Consider the following 22,968-nt stretch of genomic DNA (forward strand, 5'->3'; position numbering starts at 1 on the left):
TTTGTTTTTTCACCTATGCGGCTTGAGCACCCTACCCTAACTTCACAGATGTAAAATTTAACACTTATTACACTAATTAAATAATCACATTTTTCAATTTGTTTATGCTAAATTGCAAAAAAACACTTGTCACCTGTAATAGACAAGTGCTTTAAGTTCATATATTTTCTATGTTTCTTTAAATTTATAAGTTTTATTGCATTATAGTAGCAATATGACCTCTTTTATATGTCTTGACTAGTTTTATGTCCATTCCATGTCATTATAGTTATCGCTCAATAAAATGTCATCTCACCTAATTATTGTACTCTACATACTAACTATGTATTAAAACAATACTCCATGATGGTACCACCTTCATGAGCTATGAATTTCAGTAAAGCATCATTCATGTTATCCAAAGCTATAAATATCTCATAAAAAACAAAAAACACCTGTTACCTAATAGGCAATCAGGTGCTTTATAGTTAGCTAGATAAAATATTTCATTACTATTTCTAGCTTTAAACCAACGAGCCTGTTTAATTTCGTAATTTTTCGACTTATTCCCTGTAACACTTTTTATTCTTTTTCATCCATCTTCTGTTTTAAATATTCAGCAATTTCTATTTGCCCTCTTTCAACAGCAAATTCATAAGCTCCCATATCTTTCATTGTATCCCCTGTATACTTAACCGTAATATCAATCCCATTCTGAACAAGATACTTTACAATATCAAGGTGCCCACCATAAATCGCCGAGAATAGTGGATTTCTATTTGGGTCACTAACATCTAATATTGCACCATTATCAAATAAGTACTCTACAATACTAAACTCACCCTCACTAGCTGCATGTGCAATAGGCGCTGACTTTGGTACACCTTCATTTATGTTAATATCCATACCAGATTCAACTAGAAATTTTATCATATCAAGTTTACCACCTCTAGCTGCAACATGTAGCCATGTTCCAAATGGTGTTACAAAATCAAGCAAACTATTATCAGTAATAATTATCTCTTTCGCTTGTTCTATATCACCATTCTTAATTAAATCATAGATTTTTATTGCCTTTTCCTTATTATCCATAGAATCCTCCTAAAATATCTTCATTTCATCGATGCTGCTTCTTCTCCTAGTAGCTTAAGCATTTCAACAATTTTTTCTCGAGTTCCACCAAAACTATCTACTTCTTTCAACTTATCAACAATATGTTGAAGACGTTCTATACTGTGTTGGCCTGCAATTCTATTTGGTGCCCAAACAAGATTTTCTTCACCAATTATCGGTTCTATTCCATATTTTTTTAATATTGCTTGTCCTTCTCGAACAAGTTCTTGTTGCTTTTGGCCAAGACCTTTTTTAAATAGAATATGATGTGCATGTGGATCTATCATAGCAGTAGGTGGGGCACCTATTAGTCCTCTAAGATACTTACCAAAATCTATTTTAATTAACACTTCATCATATTCTTTAGTAATGCCTAATTCGGACATTTTTTTACTAATTTCAGAAAGCTCATCTACACTGAATGTATTATTTTGAATAGCATTTTTAAGCTTGTTCATCTTAGTGACATTGACACTACCAGCCTCGACTATATCATCAAGATAATCGCTTACAGTGTTACCCGTACCCTTTGTCTCCACTTTTGCCATAGAGAGTAACTGATCTCTCAACCCTACACTATTCACCGTATTATACGGCACATGATTTACACCCGCTAATGCCATTTGGTGGTGTGGGGCATACGGTAATAATCTAGAGAAAGGGGTTTCTTTTATCACGGTCTTGGTCTTATCTACACCTGTTTTGACAGTGGCTTTTGTTGATGCAATTCCTGTCTTCGTTACCGAGCCCACTCCCTTTGTACCTATCAGGGAAGTCGCCACGGTTCCTACTGCATATGTCACCCAATATGCTCGGGAATAGGCATCACCATTCACCATATCTCGTTCATACGAGTCGGATATCGCTTTGGATAAATAGTTGTACGTCTCCTTTGGATGAGTTACCGCGTGAACTACACTTTCTATTGTTTCTTTTGGATGAGTGACAAAATCATATATCCCTGTCACCAAATCTTTTCCCACTTCATAGAGGCCTTTTCCGATTCCTTTTACTACTTCTCCGTTTTGCTTGGCGGTTTCTAATTCGATAACGATTTGTTGCTGGGTAGGGTCAAGGTTTTCCAACCCTATTTCGTTGGCAATTTTCAAGTATTCCTCTGGGGTGGATACGTTGCCAAGCTGCTTTTGCAGTTCTTCGATTCTCTTTTTCTCGATTTCTTCTAATTCTTCTCTTGAACAGCTATTGGTTTCTACTTTCTCTTCGATATTTTCTTGGATCTCTTCCTTCTTAATCAGCTTATCGATTTTATACTGACCTAAGGTGCCGCTTTTGTAATTCGCTACTTGTAGTTCGCCGCTTCGAAAAAGAGATTCGATGCTTTTTATGTATTGCTGCATGTTCAAAACGTTATCATATAATTGCTCTAGTGCTATACATTGATTGTAATCAAATTGATTCAATTCATCTACTGTATCATGTATATGTTTTTTTGCGATATTGACCTCTTAAAGAAATTCGGAGTCATTTAAGTGCGGTACTGAAACAATGTCTTGTACAGAAAAAATGATGCTATTGGCTTCGTCTGTAAGCGTAGCCGTTTGGTCGGCCACATGTTGTAATCTATGTTGAAGCTCTCCTGTTAAAAATGGTTCTACAATTACCCCGTTAATCGCTGGTTCTACATTGAATAATTCAGCCTTCATAATCTGAAGCCTGCTCTGATAGTCTTCTAAAAAGCTCTGATAATAAGAGATAAATGGCACATGTACTTCTTCATAAAATCCCCGTATCGCTTCGCCTCCTTTCCCTTTAAAGGAATCTTCTAGTTCAATAAATCCTTGAATCGCCGCTTCAACCTCAGACATTTCATTTTGTTGCCTTTTCAATGATTCGAGCGTTTGATCCAACCCAATCTGTAAGTCAGCAACATCTAATACCTTCATTATATCTACCTCACTTAAAGTAAGATTCCTGATTATTTCTTATCTCATTATCTTATGAGATGAAAGCTGCTTGTCTGAATCCGCCATAAACTGAACAGATTGACGAGTTGCTTCTCCGTTTTGCCGTAATAAGCCTTTATAGGATTCTACCACTTGTTCTAAAGCCTGATTTAGGTCGTTCCATTTCAGGACTGCTGTTAGAACGTTATTGCCACCGATTGAGGAAGAAAAAGAAGTATGAAGAGCATTTGTAGAGGACTCCAGCTTAGAAATTGCTTGTGCTATCTCATCTTGCTTGATTTTAATTTCATTACTCATAAAAGACACCTCTCCCCATTACTTGAAGGTTTCTAGAAAAACTTATTGTACATATACGAAGTCAAAAAAGACTATTACTTTATTTACTTTTTGTCCGTTCAGCAGCGAGCTCTGCTTCTAGGGTTGCAATAATCTGTTTGATAGCACTTATTTCATTTTCTATGATTTGCATTTTGTCACTTAATACCGTAAAAGCTGCACTGAATTGTTGATTTTCCATATCACGGTATCTAGCAAGCATCCCTTCCATTCGGATAGTATCAAACTTGGCTGCTAACATTCCTTGCCAAGTTTCTCTAGAGAGTTCAGGTTTTGTAATCGTTCTTTCATAATAAATAAATTCTTGTTGGCATTCCTGCAACTGACTATTACAAGTCTGAAGTCTCTGAAGTTGATGCTGCTTTTCACCTAAAAGTTGATAGTAATAAGCTAAAGACATATATTTGTCCCCCCTTCTTATTAACCTAAAAATAAAATAGAGAACAATCATGAAAATCCCTATAAATTATACCATGTGAAAAAATTACCAATGCGATGATTTTTACCCATTTCTCCAAAAAGCCCATAGGTAATAAACCCTGAATTTGATTAAAGGTGTAATGGAAGAAATAAAAATTTATGTATCAACAAAACAGTAAATTGCATTACTTTATTATAAATAAAATAAAGCATCTATTTGTCTTGTGTATACAGGACAAATAGATGCTCTTCTTTTAAAATCTATAAATTCACTCACTAAAATCAAAATAATTCCGCTTCAACAACCTCTTCATCTTCAATAAGTCTTCATACTTCGTCTGCTTCCCTAACTGCTTCGTATCAATTAAAAACAATTGATCTTCAATTTCCTTTACCGTTTCATCGCTTTGGAACAACGCCTGACAGTGGTCGCAAAGAACGGACGGTGTTTCCGTAATTTCGACCGCTCGTGTTCCATCCGGCAATTCCCAGTAGACTGTATCGGCGACAGAGGAAAGAGTGCCTTCCTCACACCAAGGGCAAGTTTCCATTTACTTCTCCCCTTTGTTCTTTTTTTGCTGTGCTTGGAATTTCTTTTCTTTTAATTGGTCGCGTTTTTCGCGTTGGTCTTTGAGGGACGTATGTGTTGGATTTGTTTCGTATGCTTCACGACGATCCAGACGTTTTAATCCTTTTGGAACTAAGTTAAATTCGGTATCATTCATCAATCCTGAGATGCCAATATCCGAACGCTTCTCCTCTGCATTTGGATAAACGCCTTTAAAATAATCATCAGCAAGACCTGGGGTATAATTCTCTGGCTCTGGGTACGTCGTGATGACTCCTTCAAAATTACGTAGAACCGTTTTGGTAGGAGATTGAGAGAGAATGTAATTCGGTTGTAAAGTAATTTTCCCGCCACCTCCTGGAGCGTCTACAACAAAGGTTGGAACTGCATAACCGGAAGTGTGCCCGCGCAATCCTTCGATAATTTCAATACCTTTAGAAATCGGTGCACGGAAATGGCCGATTCCTTCTGATAAATCACATTGATAAATATAGTAAGGGCGAACGCGGATTTTCACTAAATCATGCATCAACTTTTTCATAATCGCCACACTGTCATTAATGCCTGCTAAAATAACGGCTTGATTGCCAACCGGTACTCCAGCATTTGCCAGCATTTCACAGGCTAGCTTCGATTCCTCCGTAATTTCAATTGACGTATTAAAATGAGTATTCAACCAAACAGGATGATATTTCTTTAAAATATTACATAAATTCTCTGTAATTCGTTGTGGAAAAACAACTGGAGCACGCGTACCGATACGAATAATTTCAACGTGAGGAATATCGCGCAAATTTTTCAAAATGTATTCAAGGATTGTGTCATTAATAAGCAGTCCATCTCCACCTGATAAAAGAACATCGCGAACAGCCGGTGTGTCACGGATATATTGAATCGCCGCATCTAACTGCTTCTTCGGCACTCCCATCCCAATTTGGCCGGAGAAACGCCTTCTTGTGCAATAGCGGCAATACATTGAACATTGATTCGTTACTAAAAACAATACGCGATCTGGATAACGATGAGTCAGTCCCGCTACAGGCGAATCTTCATCTTCATGAAGCGGATCTTCCATATCATATTTTGTTTTATGCATTTCTGCTGAAATCGGCACGGATTGCATGCGAATTGGACAACGCGAATCGTCAGGATTCATTAAAGATGCATAATATGGCGTAATATTAAGCGGAATCGTCTTTGTCGAAATCCGTACCCCCTCTTCCTCATCCGGTGTCAAATGAACGACCTTCTTTAAATCATCAACGGTTCTAATTGTATTCGTTAACTGCCAGAGCCAGTTATTCCATTGCTCGTCAGTGACATCTTTCCATAGTTCAATATCCTTCCAATGACGCTTTGGCTTATATAAGTCATGTAGCATGCTCATTCCCCCCGAAGTGTTGATACTGATAGTAAATGCAAGAAGCATGCCCAAATGACCAAAAAACCCAGAATCATTTTGATCTGGGTTCAGAAACATTCCTATATTTTTGTATTTTATATTGAAGCGTTTGACGAGGCACGTTGAGAAGCTTGGATGCTTGCAGCACATTCCCATTCGTTTGCAGCAACGCTTCTGTAATGAGCTTTGACTCCGTTTCCTTTAACGCTTCTCGCAATGGAAGTAACTTCGCCGCTTCAGGGGAATGATTTTGTAAAAAGAGCGGGACATCTGCAATCGTTAGCTCTTTCGTCTCAGCTGTATTAATCATATATTCAATTGCATGCTTTAACTCGCGTACATTTCCAGGCCAGTGATAGTGCAATAACAGATTAAGTACGTCATTGCTTATTCCTTCAATATGGCGACGGAGCTTTCGATTAAACTCCTCGATAAAGTGCTCACCAAGAAGAACAATATCTTCCGGGCGCTTTCTTAATGGCGGTAGTTCATAGCTTAATATATTTAGGCGGTAATATAAATCCGGTCGCAGCTGACTCGCTTCAATGGCCTTCTTTGGTGGAACATTCATGGCCGCAATTACACGTACATCCACAACTGTGCTTTTGGTACCGCCAATTCTCCGAACGACCCCATCTTCTAATACGCGCAATAGCTTAGCTTGTAATTCGATTGGCATCGACTGAAGCTCATCTAAAAATAACGTTCCTCCATTCGCTAATTCAAATAAACCTTGTCGTTCAACAGCTCCTGTATAGCTTCCTTTCGCTGTGCCGAATAATAAAGATTCCAGCAGCGATTCCGGGAGTGCAGCACAATTTTGTGCGATAAATGGTGACGTTCTTCGAGGCGAAGCATGATGAATGCTTTGAACAAACAGCTCCTTCCCAACCCCGCTTTCGCCATACACCAATATGGATGAGGAAGATTGTGCCGCTTTTTTCCCTTGCGAAATAATTTGTTGAAAATCAGGATTATTCGTTAATAAATCAGAAAATGTATATACCGTACTATTCGCTTGTGCTTTCTTGGGCTTTCCTGATGCTTGAATATCTATTAAGCGCTGCGACAGCTCCTTTAAACTTGAATAGTCTTTCGCAATTTCAACGGCACCAATAAGCATATCATCGACATAAATAGGTAATGTCGAACTAACCGTTTCAATTTTTTTACCATGAATATTCATATAAGACTGCTCTTTGTGATAAATTGGTTTTCCTGTTTGAATCACCTGAAGTAACGTAGAGGATTTTTCCGTTAACGATGGAAAGGCTTGCAGTAATGGAACGTTCAGTACTTCAGAAACTTTCATTCCATCATTCGCTGCAGCGACTTCATTATAAAAAATGGTGTTCCCTTCTAAATCAATTACATGAATACCTTCATCAATACTTGCCAAAATGGCTTCTAAAATTTTTTCTGAATAAGATGCTGACAAGGTCCCCCTCCTTCATACGTTCTTACTAGATATATATGAAGAAATGCTGAAAACTTGTCAAAAAGCTGCCGATATTTCAGCACTCAAACACTGGACTTTACCCACATATTCATGTCCTCCAGCTTGTCAAAAATATAACAGTTATTCGCAAGGCGCCCGCGGTATTCATAGCCTTGTTGATGAAGCGCAGCATTCATCCCAAATGAAAGCGCTCTAGCAATCGAATATACGCAATATATTTCCTGGGCAAGTAACTCCTCTTCTAATTTGACAATCAAATGCTTCATCAAGCCAAACTGCCGATGTTCGGGCAATGTCGCACAGTCGGTAATTTCCGCATTATGATAAAAACGGTTTATTTCAGCCGAAGCAGCACTTATAATTTTCCCTTCATACGTATACACATAAAAAACTGTATCGCCTTTTATACATTTTTGAATATATTCCGGATCATTCATCGGCGTTGGATACACTTCGAATACCGCCCGATACAGCTCAGCAAGCTTCGTTGCATCTGTTACTATCGCCTTCCGTACTTCATATTCTCGCGGAGGGCTTGATAATGTGACATGCTTTGGTAACGCAGCTACATTTTGAATGATTTCATCTTCTTTTATCCAATGTTCATTCGCTCTTCTCTCAGCGGAAAAGTATTTCACAAGAAAATGACAATCGCTGCCCAGATAAAACTTATCAATCATTGCTTCATATACAAAACCCTGCATCATTAAGTCGATTATATTTTCCTTACGTATCTTAAAAATCAGTTTTTCGGCAGAAATCTCAGCTACTGCAAGAAGGGCTTCCTCTACACAGCTAGCGAAATGACCAAGGTAGTCTTCTACACGCACCCGCTTATTAAACCAATCCATTGTCAAAGTAATGGAATAGCCTCGTTTCTGGATTTTTTTTTCGAATATATCTAGATTCATGATTGTTTCCTCTTTTCCTATCAAAAGCTTCTCTTTCACTAAAGAATCAAATTCTCATAACCTCTGCTATATCATTACACATTTTCTGCAACTTCGCACCACTCTAGAATGGTGAGCGCAATAATTTCAGCGGCGGCCATCATTTTATCGACTTCAATATATTCATTCGTATCATGCGCCAGCTTCGTTTCTCCTGGTCCGAACACTAGCGTCGGAATGTTTCCTACTGTTGATAAATACCCGCCATCGGTTCCCCATGGTGATGCTTCAACAATCGGCTCCACTCCTTGCACGTTCTTAAAAGCGTCAGCAACCGTTTTTAAAAGGGCATGCTCTAGGTCCATGCTTCCCGGAAGCCACCTCGCTCCAAACCATTCGATTTCTATTGGCTTTGTGCGAAACCAAGAATCTGTTTGATTGAGCCTTTCAATCATCGTCTCCAGTGAGTCTTTCGCTGCCTCCATCGTTTCCGTTGGGGCAATACCAAATCGTCCTTCGACAATAGCTGTCTCTGGAACCGAAGATGGCCAATTCCCACTTTCCATTTTTCCAATATTAATGGGAATCGGAATCGGTATTTTTTGATAAAGAGGATGCTGCTTCCATTGCTGATTGCGTTCATTCTCTAGCTTTTTAATCTCATGTAAAACATTCGTCATAAGATCGATCGAACTCTCTCCTTCATATCTTGTACCGCCATGGGCAGACTTTCCTTTCACAATGAGTCGAAACCACATCGATCCTTGTTGAACAGGAAATAACTTTAAATTGGTAGGCTCTGGGATAATGGCTCCATCTGCCTTATACCCTCGTAAAATCGCTGCTAATGTCCCAGCCCCTCCACTTTCTTCTTCAATCACACTTTGAAATATAAGATCACCCTTTAACGGAATATCTAAAGCCGTAATTGCCTCAATAGCTAATAATAAAGCAACATTTCCGCCTTTCATATCAGTCGTTCCTCGCCCGTATACTTTGTTTTCTCTTAAAATCCCGCTATACGGATCATCATCCCAACGCGCATGATCTCCTTCTGGAACAACATCAATATGACCATTTAAAATCAGAGATTTGCCGCCGCCTCTGCCTTTCTTAACAGCAACAAGATTTGGATTTCCTTGAAAATTATGACGATCACAATAAAAATGGCGATGACTGCGTAACGTTTCATCACCAATTTCCCATAAATCTATAGCTAAGCCCAATTCACGGCATTTTTCAACAACGATGGCTTGGGCACCTTCTTCCTGATAACGTTTACTAGGCTCTTGAACAAGCTTTTGTAATAGTTGAATCCCATTTTTTCGATGCTCTTGTAACCACGTTGAGATTTGCTGCTGATAGGCCATTTACATCACACTCCTTATTTTTGTAGGATACGGAGCTGTTCGGCAACATCAAATGAGGCTTCTGTTCGCTTTCGTACTTCCTCTACCGTATATGGTTCATACAAATCAGTTAAGATTAATCCTGTTTCCCTTACCGAAAAAACACCTAAATCGGTAATGACCATATGGACACATCGTTTTGCTGTTAACGGTAACGTGCATGTTTTAAGTAATTTCGATTGACCGTTTTTATCCGTATGATTCATCAATACAATCACTTTGTTCGCTTTTGCTGCGAGTTCCATTGCGCCCCCCATCCCTGGAACCCTTTTCCCCGGAACAATCCAATTCGCTAAATCACCTGCCTCACTTACTTGTAGCGCCCCTAAAATCGTTACATCAACAAGTCCACGTCGAATCATTCCAAATGCAACAGCACTATCACAATAAGATGCCCCGCTTTTCACCGTAATCGGATAACCTCCAGCGTTACATAAATGCTCATCCGCCTCTTCATACGGTGGGGAATGGCTGATTCCAACAATTCCATTCTCTGCATGAAACATGACGTTATGACTTTTGGGCAAATAATCTGGAACGAGTGATGGAATGCCAATCCCTAAATTGACAAGCATACCATCAGAAATTTCCTCAGCAGCACGTTTGGCTAATGTTTGTCGAATACCGTCTCCCATGCCCATTTCCAATCCACTCCTTTCGATGGAACGATATAATCAACAAATGCCCCCGGAGTCACAATATGATCTGGATTTAAAGCACCCAGCGGTACAATTTCATCCACTTCAACAATCGTGATGGCTCCTGCCATTGCAATAAGAGGATTCGTATTGCGGGCACTTTTATCAAACACTAAATTGCCATACGGGTCACATCGTTTCGCATACACAATTGCAATTTCAGCCGTTAATGCGGGTTCAACAAGATACTTCTTGTTATCTAGTGCTACTACTTGTTTCCCTTGATTAACAAATTCTGCATCTAATCCGATATCTGTTAACACCCCGCCAAGCCCCATCCCCCCTGCTCTAATTCGTTCAACAAGCGTGCCTTGTGGCGAAAACTCAATCTCTAGTTCACCATTCTGCATAAATGCACCGGCGTTTGGATTCGAGCCAATATGAGATACTATCATTTTGCGTGCCCTTTTTGCCGTAACAATTTTTCCTATTCCTATATTCGGAAATCCTGCATCATTGCCGATAAGAAGTAAGTTTTGAACGTTTGTTTCTAAAATCAAATTTACTAGCCCTGGCGGCGTGCCGACCCCGCCAAATCCACCGAATAAAATGGATTGATTATCTTTAAATAACGGCTTAACTTGATTATATGTACAGATTTTCCCGAACGTATTTTCTACCATCACATCACCCCTATTAGAATATGAGCCTACTACTGAAAAAATCCTAATACTTTAACAGATTTTTTCCCTCACACTTAACGGGCAGTAAGACCCCCACCTCAAGCGTATGGAAAACAAACAAGATAGGCGGGGGACGACTGCCCTCATCTAGCTACGACTGCTAGCCCCTCGAGGTCATAAGATGAAATACTTGTCTAAACTGAACAGTCGCCTCGCTTTTGTAGTAAAGATTCGATTAGTCAACTAACCATCAATGACAATGAAGGAACCCCCTCACTTTATTAAACAATATTATTGATAACGTAATTTGGGCTCACACATCTTTCAGAAAAGATGCATAGAGAAAAACTTAATTTATTAAAAGAAGAATACTCTATATCAAGAAATATGCTAAAATAATAGATAGAATGTAAATAGTAGGGGAGCTTGCACATGTGGGCTGAGAGTAAGCGAAATGTAGCTTTAACCCTTTAACCTGATTTGGATAATGCCAACGTAGGGAATCGAATGTCATAAATGGTAGTCTATGAATGCGATGCACCTTTTTGGTATATCGCATTTTTTCATTTCAATTAGTTAGTAGATAAATCAACCAACGGAGGAGTATCTATATGTTTGAAAATATTTTAGAAAATGTAGCTATGCAAACACCTTTAGTACATAATATTACCAATTATGTAACGGTCAACGATGTGGCTAATATTGTCTTGGCCTGCGGCGGATCTCCTATTATGGCAGATGATTTAACCGAAGTAGAGGAAATTACGAGTATTTGCAGCAGTCTCGTCCTTAATATTGGTACGCTCAATGCACGAACCATTCTCTCGATGATTAAAGCAGGGAAAAAAGCAAATGAACTCGGTCTTCCTGTTATTTTAGACCCTGTCGGTGCTGGTGCTTCTAAACTAAGAACAAATATGACGTTTAAACTACTAGAAGAAGTGAAGTTTTCCGTTATTAGAGGCAATATTTCTGAAATTAAAACGATTTACGCAGGAAGTGGATTAACAAAAGGTGTCGATGCGGCTGAAAGTATTGAAGATGAAAATATAAATGAAATTATTCAACTTACAAAAGATTTAAGCATTGGAACAGGTGCTGTTATTGCTACAACAGGCGCTACCGACCTAGTTGTTCACCACGAAAAAGCGTACATCATTAAAAATGGGCACCCAATGATGTCGAAAATCACCGGATCAGGTTGTATGCTCTCTGCTGTAATCGGTGCTTATTGTGGAGCCAATCCAGAGCAACTAATAGATAGCACAGCCGCAGCTGTCTGTGTAATGGGACTTAGCGGCGAACTTGCTTATCAAAAAACAATAGCTACAGGTGGAGGCACTTCAAGCTTTAGAACGCACTTCATTGATTATGTAAGTAAACTTGATTCTTCTCTATTAAAGGAGGGCATGAAAATTGAAAGTAGATAAACAATCTATGCTTTTGTATGCCGTAACAGATAGAGCTTGGCTTGGAGAACAGTCTTTAGCTGAACAAGTAGAACAAACGATTCAGGGCGGGGCAACATTTATTCAGTTACGTGAAAAGAATCTACCTTATGAGGACTTTTTAAAAGAAGCACAGCAGATAAAAAAAATAACAGAGGCTTATAACGTTCCATTTGTCATCAATGATAATGTAGAAGTCGCCATTGCATGCGCTGCTGATGGGATTCACATTGGACAAGACGATATGGATCTATCAACAGCAAGAAATATGATTGGTGGTGACAAAATACTTGGTGTATCGGTTCAAACCGTTGAACAAGCCCGTCTAGCTGAAAAAGGTGGAGCAGATTATGTAGGTGTAGGTGCTGTTTTTACGACTTCAACGAAACTCGATGCTACTGCACTACCCTTGCGTACTTTAGAGGCTATTTGTCAAAGTGTTTCCATTCCTGTCGTTGCAATTGGTGGAATTAATGAAAAAAACATTTTACAACTAAGCGGCAGCGGTATTGATGGAGTTGCTGTTGTTTCAGCGATTTTTGCTAAACAAGATATCAAAAAAGCAAGTCAGGAACTGCTTGCTCTCTCAAAGCAAATAGTCAATCACGAAAATAACTAGATTAGAGGGATGGATAATGAAAAAAGTATTAAGTATTGCTGGTTCCGATAGCAGCGGCGGAGCAGGCATTCAAGCTGATATTAAAACGATTACCGCTCACAAAATGTACGCGATGACTGCTATTACAGCGCTTACTGCTCAAAACACAACAGGAGTAGATAGTGTACTAGAGGCAACACCTGAGTTTGTAGGACAACAACTAGACAGCATTATGAACGATATCTTTCCAGACAGTGTGAAAATAGGTATGGTGTCTTCCCCGCACATTATTGAAGTGATTGTCGAAAAACTAAAAGAATACAAACCGAAGCATATTGTTGTCGATCCTGTCATGATTTCAACAAGCGGCAGCCCATTATTAAGTAAGGATGCAATGGATGTTCTTATTACAAAGCTTCTCCCGCTTGCAACTCTGATTACACCAAATATTCCCGAAGCCGAATGTTTATGCGGCGGGATGAGGATTGAAACAAAAGAGGATATGCAAAAAGCCGCTATTCAAATAGCCAAACATTATCAAGGAAATATCCTTATTAAAGGCGGCCATCTCCTAGATAGTGCCGATGACTTACTGTATAGTAATGGCCAGTTCACCTGGTTTACAGGTGTTAAAATTGAAAATCCTAATACACACGGAACAGGTTGTACTCTTTCCTCCGCCATTGCTTGTAACTTAGCAGATGGACACGATGTCAACATGAGTATTCAGTATGCGAAAGATTATTTAACTGGAGCTCTTCAGGATCAGCTGAATCTTGGAAAAGGAAATGGCCCGCTCAATCATTGTTATAAGATTTAATATAAGTACTTACTGTTTAGATGTTTAGCATTTCCCGACAGAAGACTCCCACTTCACGCATTAGCTAAGGACTTGGGAGTTGAAAGAAGGTAGTAGATTAAGATAAGCGATACAGACAAAATCTACACTAAGCTCAACGCTCGTTTGTAGAAAGGGAAGGAAATGAGCAAAAATAAAAAGGTTGCCAGTCAATTAGTTTTCACTAATTTTCTGGACAACCTTTTCTTCATAATTAATAGGGATCCGCTTCGTGGCTTTTCTTTACAGCATCCTCTGTTGCTTCGTTCGCAGCTAATGAACCTTGACCAAATTTCGAGCTGCCTGCTTCTCGGCCTGGAACTTTGTTTTCCTTCCTCAATTCTTTCATTTTCTCTGCGATACCATCCTTTACACGGCGACCATAGTCTTCATCGGCTTGTGTAAAATGCTCAATCATGGCATCTTGAATTCGTTTGTCACATACGGCAAGTGCTTCGGATAGGTTTTTAATCAGTTCATCACGCTCCCAATCCTCAAAGCTGCGATACGTGTGACCCGCCTGACCATAGTTGTTAGGACGATCAATTGGTGCACTCATTGCTGCCGCATTATACACCGGTTGATGCGGTGCACGTTTTTCTTTACTTGCTTCTTGATACCCGCCGAGCATCGATGGCTCATAGTTAATATGTGGATTTTCTCCAGATTCTTTTGGGTCACGGATATCCATTTGGCCGCGATGTTGATTCGTGCGAACAGGTACTTTCGGTGCGTTTGAAGGCAATTTTAGATAGTTCGCACCTATACGATATCGCTGCGTATCGGAATAAGAGAATGTACGGCCTTGCAGCATTTTATCATCTGAGAAGTCCATTCCATCGACAAGAACCCCTGTACCGAAGGCAGCTTGTTCAATCTCCGCATGAAAATCGACTGGATTTCGATCAAGGACCATCCGCCCCACCGTCAACCATGGAAACTTATCCTCTGGCCAAAGTTTCGTATCATCGAGCGGATCAAAATCGAGTTCCGGATGATAGTCATCCTCCATAATCTGCACAAAGAGCTCCCATTCTGGATAATCTCCTTGCTCAATTGCTTCATATAAATCTTGTGTCGCATGACCGACGTTCTTCGCTTGAATCTCGTTTGCCTCTTCTTGTGTTAAGTTACGAATCCCTTGCTTCGGCTCCCAGTGATACTTCACCAACACAGCCTCGCCTTTTTCATTTACCCATTTATAGGTGTTTACACCAGAACCCTGCATGTGGCGGTATGTCGCAGGAATCCCCCATGGCGAGAATAAGAATGTAATCATATGCGTTGCCTCAGGTGTACGGGAAACGAAGTCAAACATCCGCTGAGGATTTGACACGTTCGAAGCCGGATCCGCTTTAAACGCATGAATCATATCAGGGAACTTCATCGCATCACGGATAAAGAAAATTTTCAAGTTATTCCCAACTAGATCCCAGTTGCCATCTTCCGTATACATTTTTACCGCAAAGCCGCGCGGATCTCGTGCTGTTTCTGGCGAATCTTTCGCTCCAGCTACTGTAGAAAAGCGAACCATTAGCGGCGTTTTCTTCCCGACACCCGAAAATACTTTTGCGCGAGTATACTTCTCTACTGGTTCATCTCCGACCTTTCCGTATGTTTCAAAATATCCAAATGCGCCCGTCCCTCGTGCGTGTACTACACGCTCTGGTATCTCTTCACGATCAAAGTGGGAAATCTTTTCAATGAAATGGTAATTTTCAAGCGTAGCTGGACCGCGATCACCAATGGTACGGATGTTTTGATTATCCATCACAGGATGGCCTTGGCGCGTTGTCAGCGTCTCACGATTCACGTCTTGTTCATGTGAAGCATTCATGTCTTTGTTCTCTGCCAAAATGAAAACCTCCTTAGAATAATTACCTTTATCTTTTTCCCTTTGTTGGAAAATTTATACGAAATAGGGATTTTGTATAACTAAACTGCTTATGATAGCTGAATAGTCTCTTCGGTTTCAATTTTCTCAATCAAGTCAATAATCCTGTTAAAAAGAAATGTATCAAAAATTTTAATTCATACCCAAAACTTGTCTAATATATATGGATAATCGACTTGAATTTTTAATAAGGAGGATGTTTTCAACGTGTACCTGGAAAAGCTCTACATGTAGATATAGAAATTCCTTATCTATGTCTTCCAAAAACACAAAAAAACCCACCTTTAATATGAATTTCTCATACAAAAGTGAGCTAAACGTTTGTCACTGTATTTTACAGTTGTTTTTGTAAATATATCACCATTCATTAAACTTTCTAGGTTTCATAATCGCCCTCAAACGCTTGATACGACTGATTATTCTCCTAAATCTACGTTATGGTACACTTGCTGCACATCTTCTAAATCTTCTAATGCGTCAATCATTTTTTCAAATTGTGCTTGTGCATCCGCGTCAAGTGTTACGTCATTTTGTGCCAGCATTGTTAATTCAGCTACTGTAAATTCAGTGATGCCAACATTTTTAAATGCTTCTTGTACAGCATGGAACTGATCAGGTTCAGCGTAAACAATGACTGATTCCTCTTCTTCTATAATATCACGTACATCTACATCGGCTTCCATTAATAATTCAAGTGTCTCATCTGCTGTTTTTCCCTCAATACCGAAAACAGCTGTGCTATCAAACATATAGGCAACAGAACCACTTACACCCATGTTTCCGCCATTTTTACCGAATGCAGCACGTACGTCTGATGCAGTTCGGTTTACGTTATTTGTTAATGCATCCACGATAACCATTGATCCGTTTGGCCCGAAACCTTCATAACGAAGCTCGTCATATGTTTCATCTGAACCGCCTTTTGCTTTTTCAATTGCACGTTCGATAATCGTTTTTGGTACGTTATACGTTTTTGCACGTTCAAGTACAACTTTTAAAGCACCATTTGATTCTGGATCTGGTTCACCTTGCTTCGCAGCTACATAAATTTCACGGCCAAATTTTGCATAAATCCGACTTGTATTAGCATCTTTTGACGCTTTTTTTTCTTTAATATTGTTCCACTTACGACCCATAATGTCCCACTCTCTTTCAACTTTGAATCTAAATACGATTATATATCATAAAATAAACTGCTTCTTCAACCCTTTTTAAGATAACGAGCAAGAGTTCGTTATGGTTCCATATTGTTGCATTACAATACGTATTAAAGATGAAGACTGATTTATTCCACTATATTATACATCAATTATACAATGGATTTCGAGATTATCATGAAAAAAAAAGACAGTTGCCCCTCATTCCCTTGCTAATTTCGCTCGAAAAGCATAAAATACTTGATCCAATCGAGATAACAACTCATCGCATTCTCCAAGTGAAATCGTTAATGGTGGAGCAATAATAATGGCTGCTCCTGTGACCCCGTCTAATCCTGCAGCAGCTGGATAAACAATAATTCCATGCTGCATACCAAGCTTAATTATTTCGTTTGTCGCATCTATATGTTTAGGCAACGGCTCCTTCGTTTGTTGATTTTGAACAAATTCTATTCCGATTAACAGTCCCTTCCCTCGAACATCCCCAATGAAGGAAAAGCGTTCTTGTCGTGCCTGTATCTGCTTCATTAAATAAGCGCCTGTTTCAGCTGTCCGATCTGCAAGATTATGCTTTTCTACATAATTAAGTACTGCCAAAGAGACCGCACAAGAAAGGGGATTCGCACTCAATGTATGACCGCCAATAATCAATTTTGAGCCTGTCATAATCGGCTCCATTACTTTATCCGTCATTACCGTAGCAGCAATCGGTGTGTATCCACCGCTCATCCCCTTTCCAAATGTCACAATATCCGGCTCCACTCCCCAATGTTCAGACGCAAGCATTTTTCCTGTCCGACCAAAGCCTGTCATCACTTCATCTGCAATAAATAAAATATCATGTTCTACGCAAATCTGTTTTAATCTCTCCCAATAGCCATCCGGCGGCACAATGGCCGCACCAGCTGCACCGATAATCGGTTCAGCAATAAAAGCAGCAATTTGATCAGCTCCAATGCGGCGTATAGCCGTCTCTAATTCATTGGCGCACATTTGACCATACGTATAATTATCAACATTGTATGGACAACGATAATAATATGGAGGAGATATGGTTGGATAAGATTCTAATAACGTCGAAAAGCGTTCACGACGAATAGGATGACCAGACATCGATAACGCACCTAGCGTAATACCGTGATAGCTCATCCATCTCGAAATAATTTTTTGTTTTTGCGGTTTATTTTGCTCCTGCCAATATTGAATCGCAATTTTTAAAGCCGTTTCCGTTGCCTCAGAGCCACTATTGACAAAAAAACTGTATTGTAAATCCCCTTTTGTTAACGAGGCAATTTTATCTGCCAACTGCTCAGCCGCTTCACTCGTAAACTGCGAACGATACACATAAGAAACCTCGCTCGCTTGCTTCATCATCGCCTCATTAATTTCTTGTACGCCGTGACCGATATTCGCAGTTACTGCACCTGAAGAAGCATCTAAATAATCCTTGCCTGTTTGATCATACAAAAAAATACCCTTTCCATGACTAATCATTGGATAAACACCGCCAAGGACAGGCTTAATTAAGGAAGACTGTTTCACACACTTCACCCCCGCTTAGAGAATGATTGGTTACTGTACAGTATATGAACAGTCTCTTTAAATCTTACAAAAAAGTGGAAGGTTTAAGATTTTAAAAATAGATATAGATATGGTTGATAAAGTGAAACTTCCATCAGTGGGGGTTTTTCTTCATCCCCCACTGATGGTTAGTCACGTTCTACGGTCACTAAGATTTCCGCTTCGCTTCAATCAAGTGACCGTACGAACCTGATTGGTGAAAGCTTACCTTTGAAAATCGCAAAGGTAAGTTTCACTGTATCTCACCAATCGGACCTTTACTACAAAAGCGAGGCGACTGTTCAGCCCCGACAAGCATAAGATGAAATGCGGTGTGGCGCAGTTTGCCACAGAGCATTACAGCTTATGACCTTGAGGGGCTAGGAGCCGCAACTAGATGAGGGCAGTTGTCCCCCACCTATCTATCTTCCTTGTTCACTCTGAATCTTGAGGTGGGGGTCTTACTGCCCGTTAAGAGTGGGATAAAACGATTTTCGGCTCATTTCAGTTATACTGAAATGAGCCGAAAATTAACAGATTTCTATAACTCTACTTTTTCACTAATGTTCCTAACTGTGGTGTGACTTCCTTAGACCAACGATCCGTCCATTCAGCACGAGATTCTGCTAGCTTCTTAATATCAAATGTATATATTTTATCAGTATCTTTTAATCCTATTACTTCTTCATATTTTTCTGGAATACTTATTCCTTGAACAACTGGATAGAATCCTTGATCAGCAGTCGCTTTTTGAGCTTCTTCACTAATTAAGTAGTTAATAAATTCGATGGCAGCTTCTTTATTAGGTGTGTTCTTCACCAATCCTGCATTAAATGCATTCATATATACGCCTTCTTTTGGTACAACCATTTTTAACGGCACACCTGAATTCACAGCCAAATCAGCCGTTACATAACTTCCCATTACTGTCACATCAGCCGCTCCCTGCTGTAAAGCTGGCATCATTTGTGTTGAATTTTTATAAAAAGTAGCCGAATATCCAGCTAGTTCCTTTGCCTTTTTTAATCCTGGTTCAAGATTATCCTCGTTACCTCCGTTTGCTAAAGCAAGCGAATATAAACTATTAAAGCCCCAGTCATTTGAAATATCAGCAAAAGCTGTTTTTCCTTTATAATCAGCTCGAGCTAAATCATTCCATGATTCAATTGGTTTGATTCCATTCTGTTCAAACGTCTTCGTATTATAAGCAGGAGCAATAACAAGTCCAAATACCGGAGTAGTCAGATTCTCAAATGCTACATATTTAGAATCTAAATTTTTCAGATTAGGAACACTTGTTTCATCAACTGAATCAATCAAACCTTTTTCATTAGCACGGTATACATCAAGTGGCACAAATAACGCAATATCAATCTTTGGAGCGTTTTTCTGTAATTCTAGTTTAGATAAAATTTCACCTGATAAACCTGCCAGATAATTCACTTTAATCCCTGTTTCTGCTTCAAACTTAGGAGCAATTTCCTCACGAATGACTTTTTCAATTTTCCCGCCATTTCCTGCTATCGTGATCTGTTTATTGCTCTCCTTGCTAGATGTACTTGCTTGATTAGATTTCGGTGCACTAGGTGAACAAGCAGTCATTGCAAGTAGCAGCAGAACAATACATAAGCTCATTATTTTTTTCATGTTTAATAATCCTCCTGATTTTCATATTCATTTTGAACATCCTGTCTTTTTTATGATTGGAGCTATATGAAACAGCGCTGTTCATTCGCCATTTTCACCTAAACTAATACATGCCTTCTCATCACAAAATTAATGAGAACCGCCAAATGCTTTTCCTACTCCTTGTAATTTTTCTAAAATCACAATCAAAATCACAGAGATAAAGATAACGACACTAGAAACTGATGCCACCAATGGATTATAGGAATCTTGCATCTGAGAGAAAATTTCAATCGGAAGTGTACGCATATCAGATGAAACCATAAATAGAGAGATTGTTACATTATCAAATGATGTTAAAAAAGCAAATAGTCCACCTGAGATAATAGCTGGGCGAATTAATGGCAGCGTTACTTTCCAAAATACCGTAGCAGGGCCCGCCCCTAGAATGGCAGCCGCCCGTTCAAGATTGTAATCAAACCCGCTCAATCCTGTTAGAACAAGGCGAATCACATACGGAATACAAATGACAGTATGGGCGATTAGAAAGCCTGTTGATGTACCAGATAACATCATCGGTGTAAAGTAAATCAGCAAAGCAATCCCTAACACTAACTGCGGCACACTTAGTGGTGCAGTCAAAATGGATGTAATATACGATTTTCCTGGAATATCATACTTCGCAAGAGCTAGTGCACCCAATGTTCCGAATAAAACAGAGAAAAAAGCAGCTAATACGGCAAATTTCACACTATTCCATAATGCTTCGATAAACTCTGGACGATCTAAAAGCATCGTGTACCACTGAAACGAAAATCCTTGTGCTGGAAAGCTTGGATAGTTCGCACTTGTAAAGGAGGCTGGGATAATAACAATGAGTGGAATAAGTATATAAATAATACTGATGACAGCCACTCCTAAACGAATTTTCCCTAAATACTTCATTATCGGAATACCTCCTTAAACTTACTTAATTCAAAACCACGTGTAACTGCAATAACCGTAATCAATGTTGTTGCTAATAACACATACGAAATGGCTGAACCAAACGTCCATCGAAGTAAATTATTAATTTGATCATAGGCAACAACTGGCATCATTGGAACATTAGCGCCTCCCATAAGAGCCGGCGTCACATAAGAACTCATTGACAAGCTAAATACTAATACACAACCGGAAACGATTCCCGGCAAGCTTAATGGAAGTGTAACAGAAAAGAAGTTACGTAATGGGCTTGCTCCAAGAATGGCACTCGCCTTCTCTAAAGATGGATCAATATTATATAAACTTGTCGCAATGGCTAAAATCATAAATGGTAAATACGCATTAGATAAACCAATGATAACACCTATCTCAGAAAACAGGAGCTCAAGCGGCGCAGTAATGAGTCCAAGGTCAATCAGTAATTGATTAATCGTTCCATTTGGCAGTAATAACAAATACCAACCAAAATTACGTACAACAATACTTACTAACAAAGGAGAAGCTATTAATAAAGCAATATAACCACGCACACGCGGTGAACTTTTCGCCATTGTTAATGCTACTGGATAAGCAAGGAATAAACAAAGTCCTACTGTATATAAACTGATTTTCACCGTTATCCATAAAGAAGATAAATAATAGCTATCCGTAAAGAATTGAATATAATTTTGAAAACTATACACAGCGTCTGTAGCTCCCATATCATCCGTTACAATAAAACTCAAATATAAAATATACAGCATTGGAACAATAAAGAAACCAAAGACAAACAATAGGATAGGGGTAAGAAGAAGAAGACCTGGCATCCAAGTTTTCTTTTTCTTTCTCTTTTTCACTCTTTTTGGTACATCCGCAATAGGTGGCTGATTTTTTACTTCTTCATTAACATAATTTCTGATGGGTTCCATCCAACATACACCTCACTTCCTACTTGCCATGTAGAATTGTAATCAGATGTCAAAATTTGAATTGATTTTCCCAACATATTCACATCAACTTCCCACGACGTGCCCAAGTAGTTAATTTGTGTTACTTTCGCTTTATGAAGTTCGATGAAGGCTTGTCCCACTTCTTCTTTTGAAACGATATGAATCTTTTCTGGTCGAATATATAATTTTACTTCATCCCCAACAGCACATGCACGATCGATACCCATTATATTTTTCACATCAACATGTGTAATATCTTGACCCATCTGTACAGTGATTCGTTGACGATCTACGTCTGTCACTTTCCCTTCAAAAGAATTTGCTTTTCCAATAAAATTGAAGACAAACTCTGTATTTGGATGATTATAAATATCGGTTGGAGAGCTAATTTGCTCTATTTTCCCGCCATTCATTACAACTACTCGATCAGACATCGAAAGCGCTTCCTCTTGATCATGTGTAACAAAGATGGTCGTGACACCGATTTCTTTTTGTAAACGCTTTATCTCTACACGTAATTCGTGGCGTAATTTCGCATCTAAGTTAGACAGAGGCTCATCTAACAATAACAATTCAGGCTCAACCACCAGTGCACGGGCAATAGCTACACGTTGACGTTGTCCACCTGATAATTCACGCGGATAACGATGTTCTAACCCCAACATTTTCACAAGCTTCAGCGCACGAGAAATCTTTGCTTCTTGATCTGCCTTTGGAACTTTACGCAGCTTTAAACCGAAGCTAAGATTTTCATAAACAGTCATATGAGGAAAAAGAGAATACGTTTGAAAAACCATTCCTAAATCACGTTTGTAAGGCGGCACTTTTGTTACATTTTTTCCTTTAATAAACACCTCACCGGCATCGGCTTCAAGAAATCCTGCGATTAAATTTAAAGTCGTTGTTTTTCCACAACCAGAAGGTCCTAAAAGTGTCAGTAATTCACCCTGTTTTACCTCTAAATCGATTCCATTTAGCACAACACTTGATCCGAACTGTTTAAAAGCTCCTTTAATTTGTACATCATTTTGGGTGGCCTGCATAAACTGTACCTCCTTTTTAAAATAACAGCTTTTGTTTAACTATTATTAATGCAAGACTTGTGCCAACTT

20 protein-coding genes, 1 pseudogene and 1 riboswitch are annotated in these 22,968 nt (G+C 39.1%); of the genes and pseudogenes, 3 read left to right on the top strand and 18 right to left on the bottom strand.

All coding sequences use genetic code 11. From position 1 onward, the window contains the following. Window positions 1–561: 561 nt before the first annotated feature. The 11 genes and pseudogenes from BAOM_RS15310 to BAOM_RS15365 form a co-directional block, all read right to left on the bottom strand. Window positions 562–1,071, bottom strand: coding sequence for an ankyrin repeat domain-containing protein (locus BAOM_RS15310; RefSeq protein ID WP_127761020.1), 510 nt, complete (start codon window positions 1,069–1,071; stop codon window positions 562–564). A 20-nt stretch (window positions 1,072–1,091) separates the two neighbouring features. Next, window positions 1,092–2,996, bottom strand: a pseudogene (locus BAOM_RS25195) (T7SS effector LXG polymorphic toxin). Between the two features lie 39 nt (window positions 2,997–3,035). Beyond that, window positions 3,036–3,314 carry a YwqI/YxiC family protein gene (locus tag BAOM_RS15325; RefSeq protein ID WP_127761022.1) on the bottom strand — a complete coding sequence of 93 codons (279 nt, stop codon included), beginning with the start codon at window positions 3,312–3,314 and terminating at the stop codon, window positions 3,036–3,038. Window positions 3,315–3,393: 79 nt separating this feature from the next. Then, window positions 3,394–3,753, bottom strand: coding sequence for a DUF5082 domain-containing protein (locus BAOM_RS15330; RefSeq protein ID WP_127761023.1), 360 nt, complete (start codon window positions 3,751–3,753; stop codon window positions 3,394–3,396). 289 nt (window positions 3,754–4,042) lie between these two features. Next, window positions 4,043–4,324 (bottom strand): YokU family protein, encoded by a 282-nt coding sequence (locus tag BAOM_RS15335; RefSeq protein ID WP_127761024.1) that lies wholly within the window; start codon window positions 4,322–4,324, stop codon window positions 4,043–4,045. After that, window positions 4,325–5,722, bottom strand: coding sequence for a lysine 2,3-aminomutase (gene ablA / locus BAOM_RS15340; RefSeq protein WP_127761025.1), 1,398 nt, complete (start codon window positions 5,720–5,722; stop codon window positions 4,325–4,327). Between the two features lie 73 nt (window positions 5,723–5,795). After that, window positions 5,796–7,181 carry a sigma-54 interaction domain-containing protein gene (locus BAOM_RS15345; RefSeq protein ID WP_127761026.1) on the bottom strand — a complete coding sequence of 462 codons (1,386 nt, stop codon included), beginning with the start codon at window positions 7,179–7,181 and terminating at the stop codon, window positions 5,796–5,798. An 83-nt stretch (window positions 7,182–7,264) separates the two neighbouring features. Next, window positions 7,265–8,113 (bottom strand): putative beta-lysine N-acetyltransferase, encoded by an 849-nt coding sequence (gene ablB / locus BAOM_RS15350; RefSeq protein ID WP_127761027.1) that lies wholly within the window; start codon window positions 8,111–8,113, stop codon window positions 7,265–7,267. Between the two features lie 74 nt (window positions 8,114–8,187). Then, window positions 8,188–9,462 (bottom strand): peptidase, encoded by a 1,275-nt coding sequence (locus tag BAOM_RS15355; RefSeq protein WP_127761028.1) that lies wholly within the window; start codon window positions 9,460–9,462, stop codon window positions 8,188–8,190. A gap of 14 nt (window positions 9,463–9,476) precedes the next feature. Beyond that, entirely contained in the window at window positions 9,477–10,142 is a 666-nt protein-coding gene (locus tag BAOM_RS15360; protein ID WP_127761029.1) for a 3-oxoacid CoA-transferase subunit B, read from the bottom strand. Further along, entirely contained in the window at window positions 10,109–10,822 is a 714-nt protein-coding gene (locus BAOM_RS15365) for a CoA transferase subunit A (RefSeq protein WP_127761030.1), read from the bottom strand. The genes BAOM_RS15360 and BAOM_RS15365 overlap by 34 nt, the downstream gene beginning before the upstream one ends. Window positions 10,823–11,230: 408 nt before the next feature. Beyond that, a riboswitch (TPP riboswitch) is annotated at window positions 11,231–11,341 on the top strand. Between the two features lie 92 nt (window positions 11,342–11,433). Here BAOM_RS15365 and thiM point away from each other — a divergent pair. The 3 genes from thiM to thiD are packed head-to-tail and all read left to right on the top strand — an operon-like array spanning window position 11,434 to window position 13,688. Beyond that, window positions 11,434–12,252, top strand: coding sequence for a hydroxyethylthiazole kinase (gene thiM, locus BAOM_RS15370; protein ID WP_127761031.1), 819 nt, complete (start codon window positions 11,434–11,436; stop codon window positions 12,250–12,252). Continuing rightward, entirely contained in the window at window positions 12,239–12,889 is a 651-nt protein-coding gene (gene thiE, locus BAOM_RS15375; protein ID WP_127761032.1) for a thiamine phosphate synthase, read from the top strand. Before thiM ends, thiE begins: the two co-directional genes overlap by 14 nt. A gap of 16 nt (window positions 12,890–12,905) precedes the next feature. After that, on the top strand, window positions 12,906–13,688 hold the full coding sequence (thiD, locus tag BAOM_RS15380) for a bifunctional hydroxymethylpyrimidine kinase/phosphomethylpyrimidine kinase (protein WP_127761033.1): 783 nt from the start codon (window positions 12,906–12,908) through the stop codon (window positions 13,686–13,688). A gap of 232 nt (window positions 13,689–13,920) precedes the next feature. On the opposite strand, the gene BAOM_RS15385 is transcribed toward thiD, so the two are convergent. The 7 genes from BAOM_RS15385 to BAOM_RS15415 form a co-directional block, all read right to left on the bottom strand. Beyond that, on the bottom strand, window positions 13,921–15,561 hold the full coding sequence (locus BAOM_RS15385; RefSeq protein ID WP_127761034.1) for a catalase: 1,641 nt from the start codon (window positions 15,559–15,561) through the stop codon (window positions 13,921–13,923). A gap of 455 nt (window positions 15,562–16,016) precedes the next feature. Beyond that, window positions 16,017–16,736, bottom strand: coding sequence for a YebC/PmpR family DNA-binding transcriptional regulator (locus BAOM_RS15390; protein WP_127761035.1), 720 nt, complete (start codon window positions 16,734–16,736; stop codon window positions 16,017–16,019). A gap of 222 nt (window positions 16,737–16,958) precedes the next feature. Further along, complete coding sequence (locus BAOM_RS15395; RefSeq protein ID WP_127761036.1) at window positions 16,959–18,299, bottom strand: aspartate aminotransferase family protein; 1,341 nt, start codon at window positions 18,297–18,299, stop codon at window positions 16,959–16,961. 567 nt (window positions 18,300–18,866) lie between these two features. Beyond that, the gene (locus tag BAOM_RS15400) at window positions 18,867–19,964 is read right to left on the bottom strand and encodes a polyamine ABC transporter substrate-binding protein (RefSeq protein ID WP_127761037.1); all 1,098 of its coding nucleotides are present in this window, start codon (window positions 19,962–19,964) and stop codon (window positions 18,867–18,869) included. 129 nt (window positions 19,965–20,093) lie between these two features. After that, complete coding sequence (locus BAOM_RS15405) at window positions 20,094–20,888, bottom strand: ABC transporter permease (protein WP_119115208.1); 795 nt, start codon at window positions 20,886–20,888, stop codon at window positions 20,094–20,096. Continuing rightward, complete coding sequence (locus tag BAOM_RS15410) at window positions 20,888–21,835, bottom strand: ABC transporter permease (protein ID WP_127761038.1); 948 nt, start codon at window positions 21,833–21,835, stop codon at window positions 20,888–20,890. The genes BAOM_RS15405 and BAOM_RS15410 overlap by 1 nt, the downstream gene beginning before the upstream one ends. Further along, window positions 21,799–22,899, bottom strand: coding sequence for an ABC transporter ATP-binding protein (locus BAOM_RS15415; protein WP_127761039.1), 1,101 nt, complete (start codon window positions 22,897–22,899; stop codon window positions 21,799–21,801). Before BAOM_RS15415 ends, BAOM_RS15410 begins: the two co-directional genes overlap by 37 nt. Window positions 22,900–22,968: the final 69 nt, after the last annotated feature.

The organism is Peribacillus asahii (assembly GCF_004006295.1).
GTDB classification, from domain to species: Bacteria; Bacillota; Bacilli; order Bacillales; family DSM-1321; genus Peribacillus; species Peribacillus asahii_A.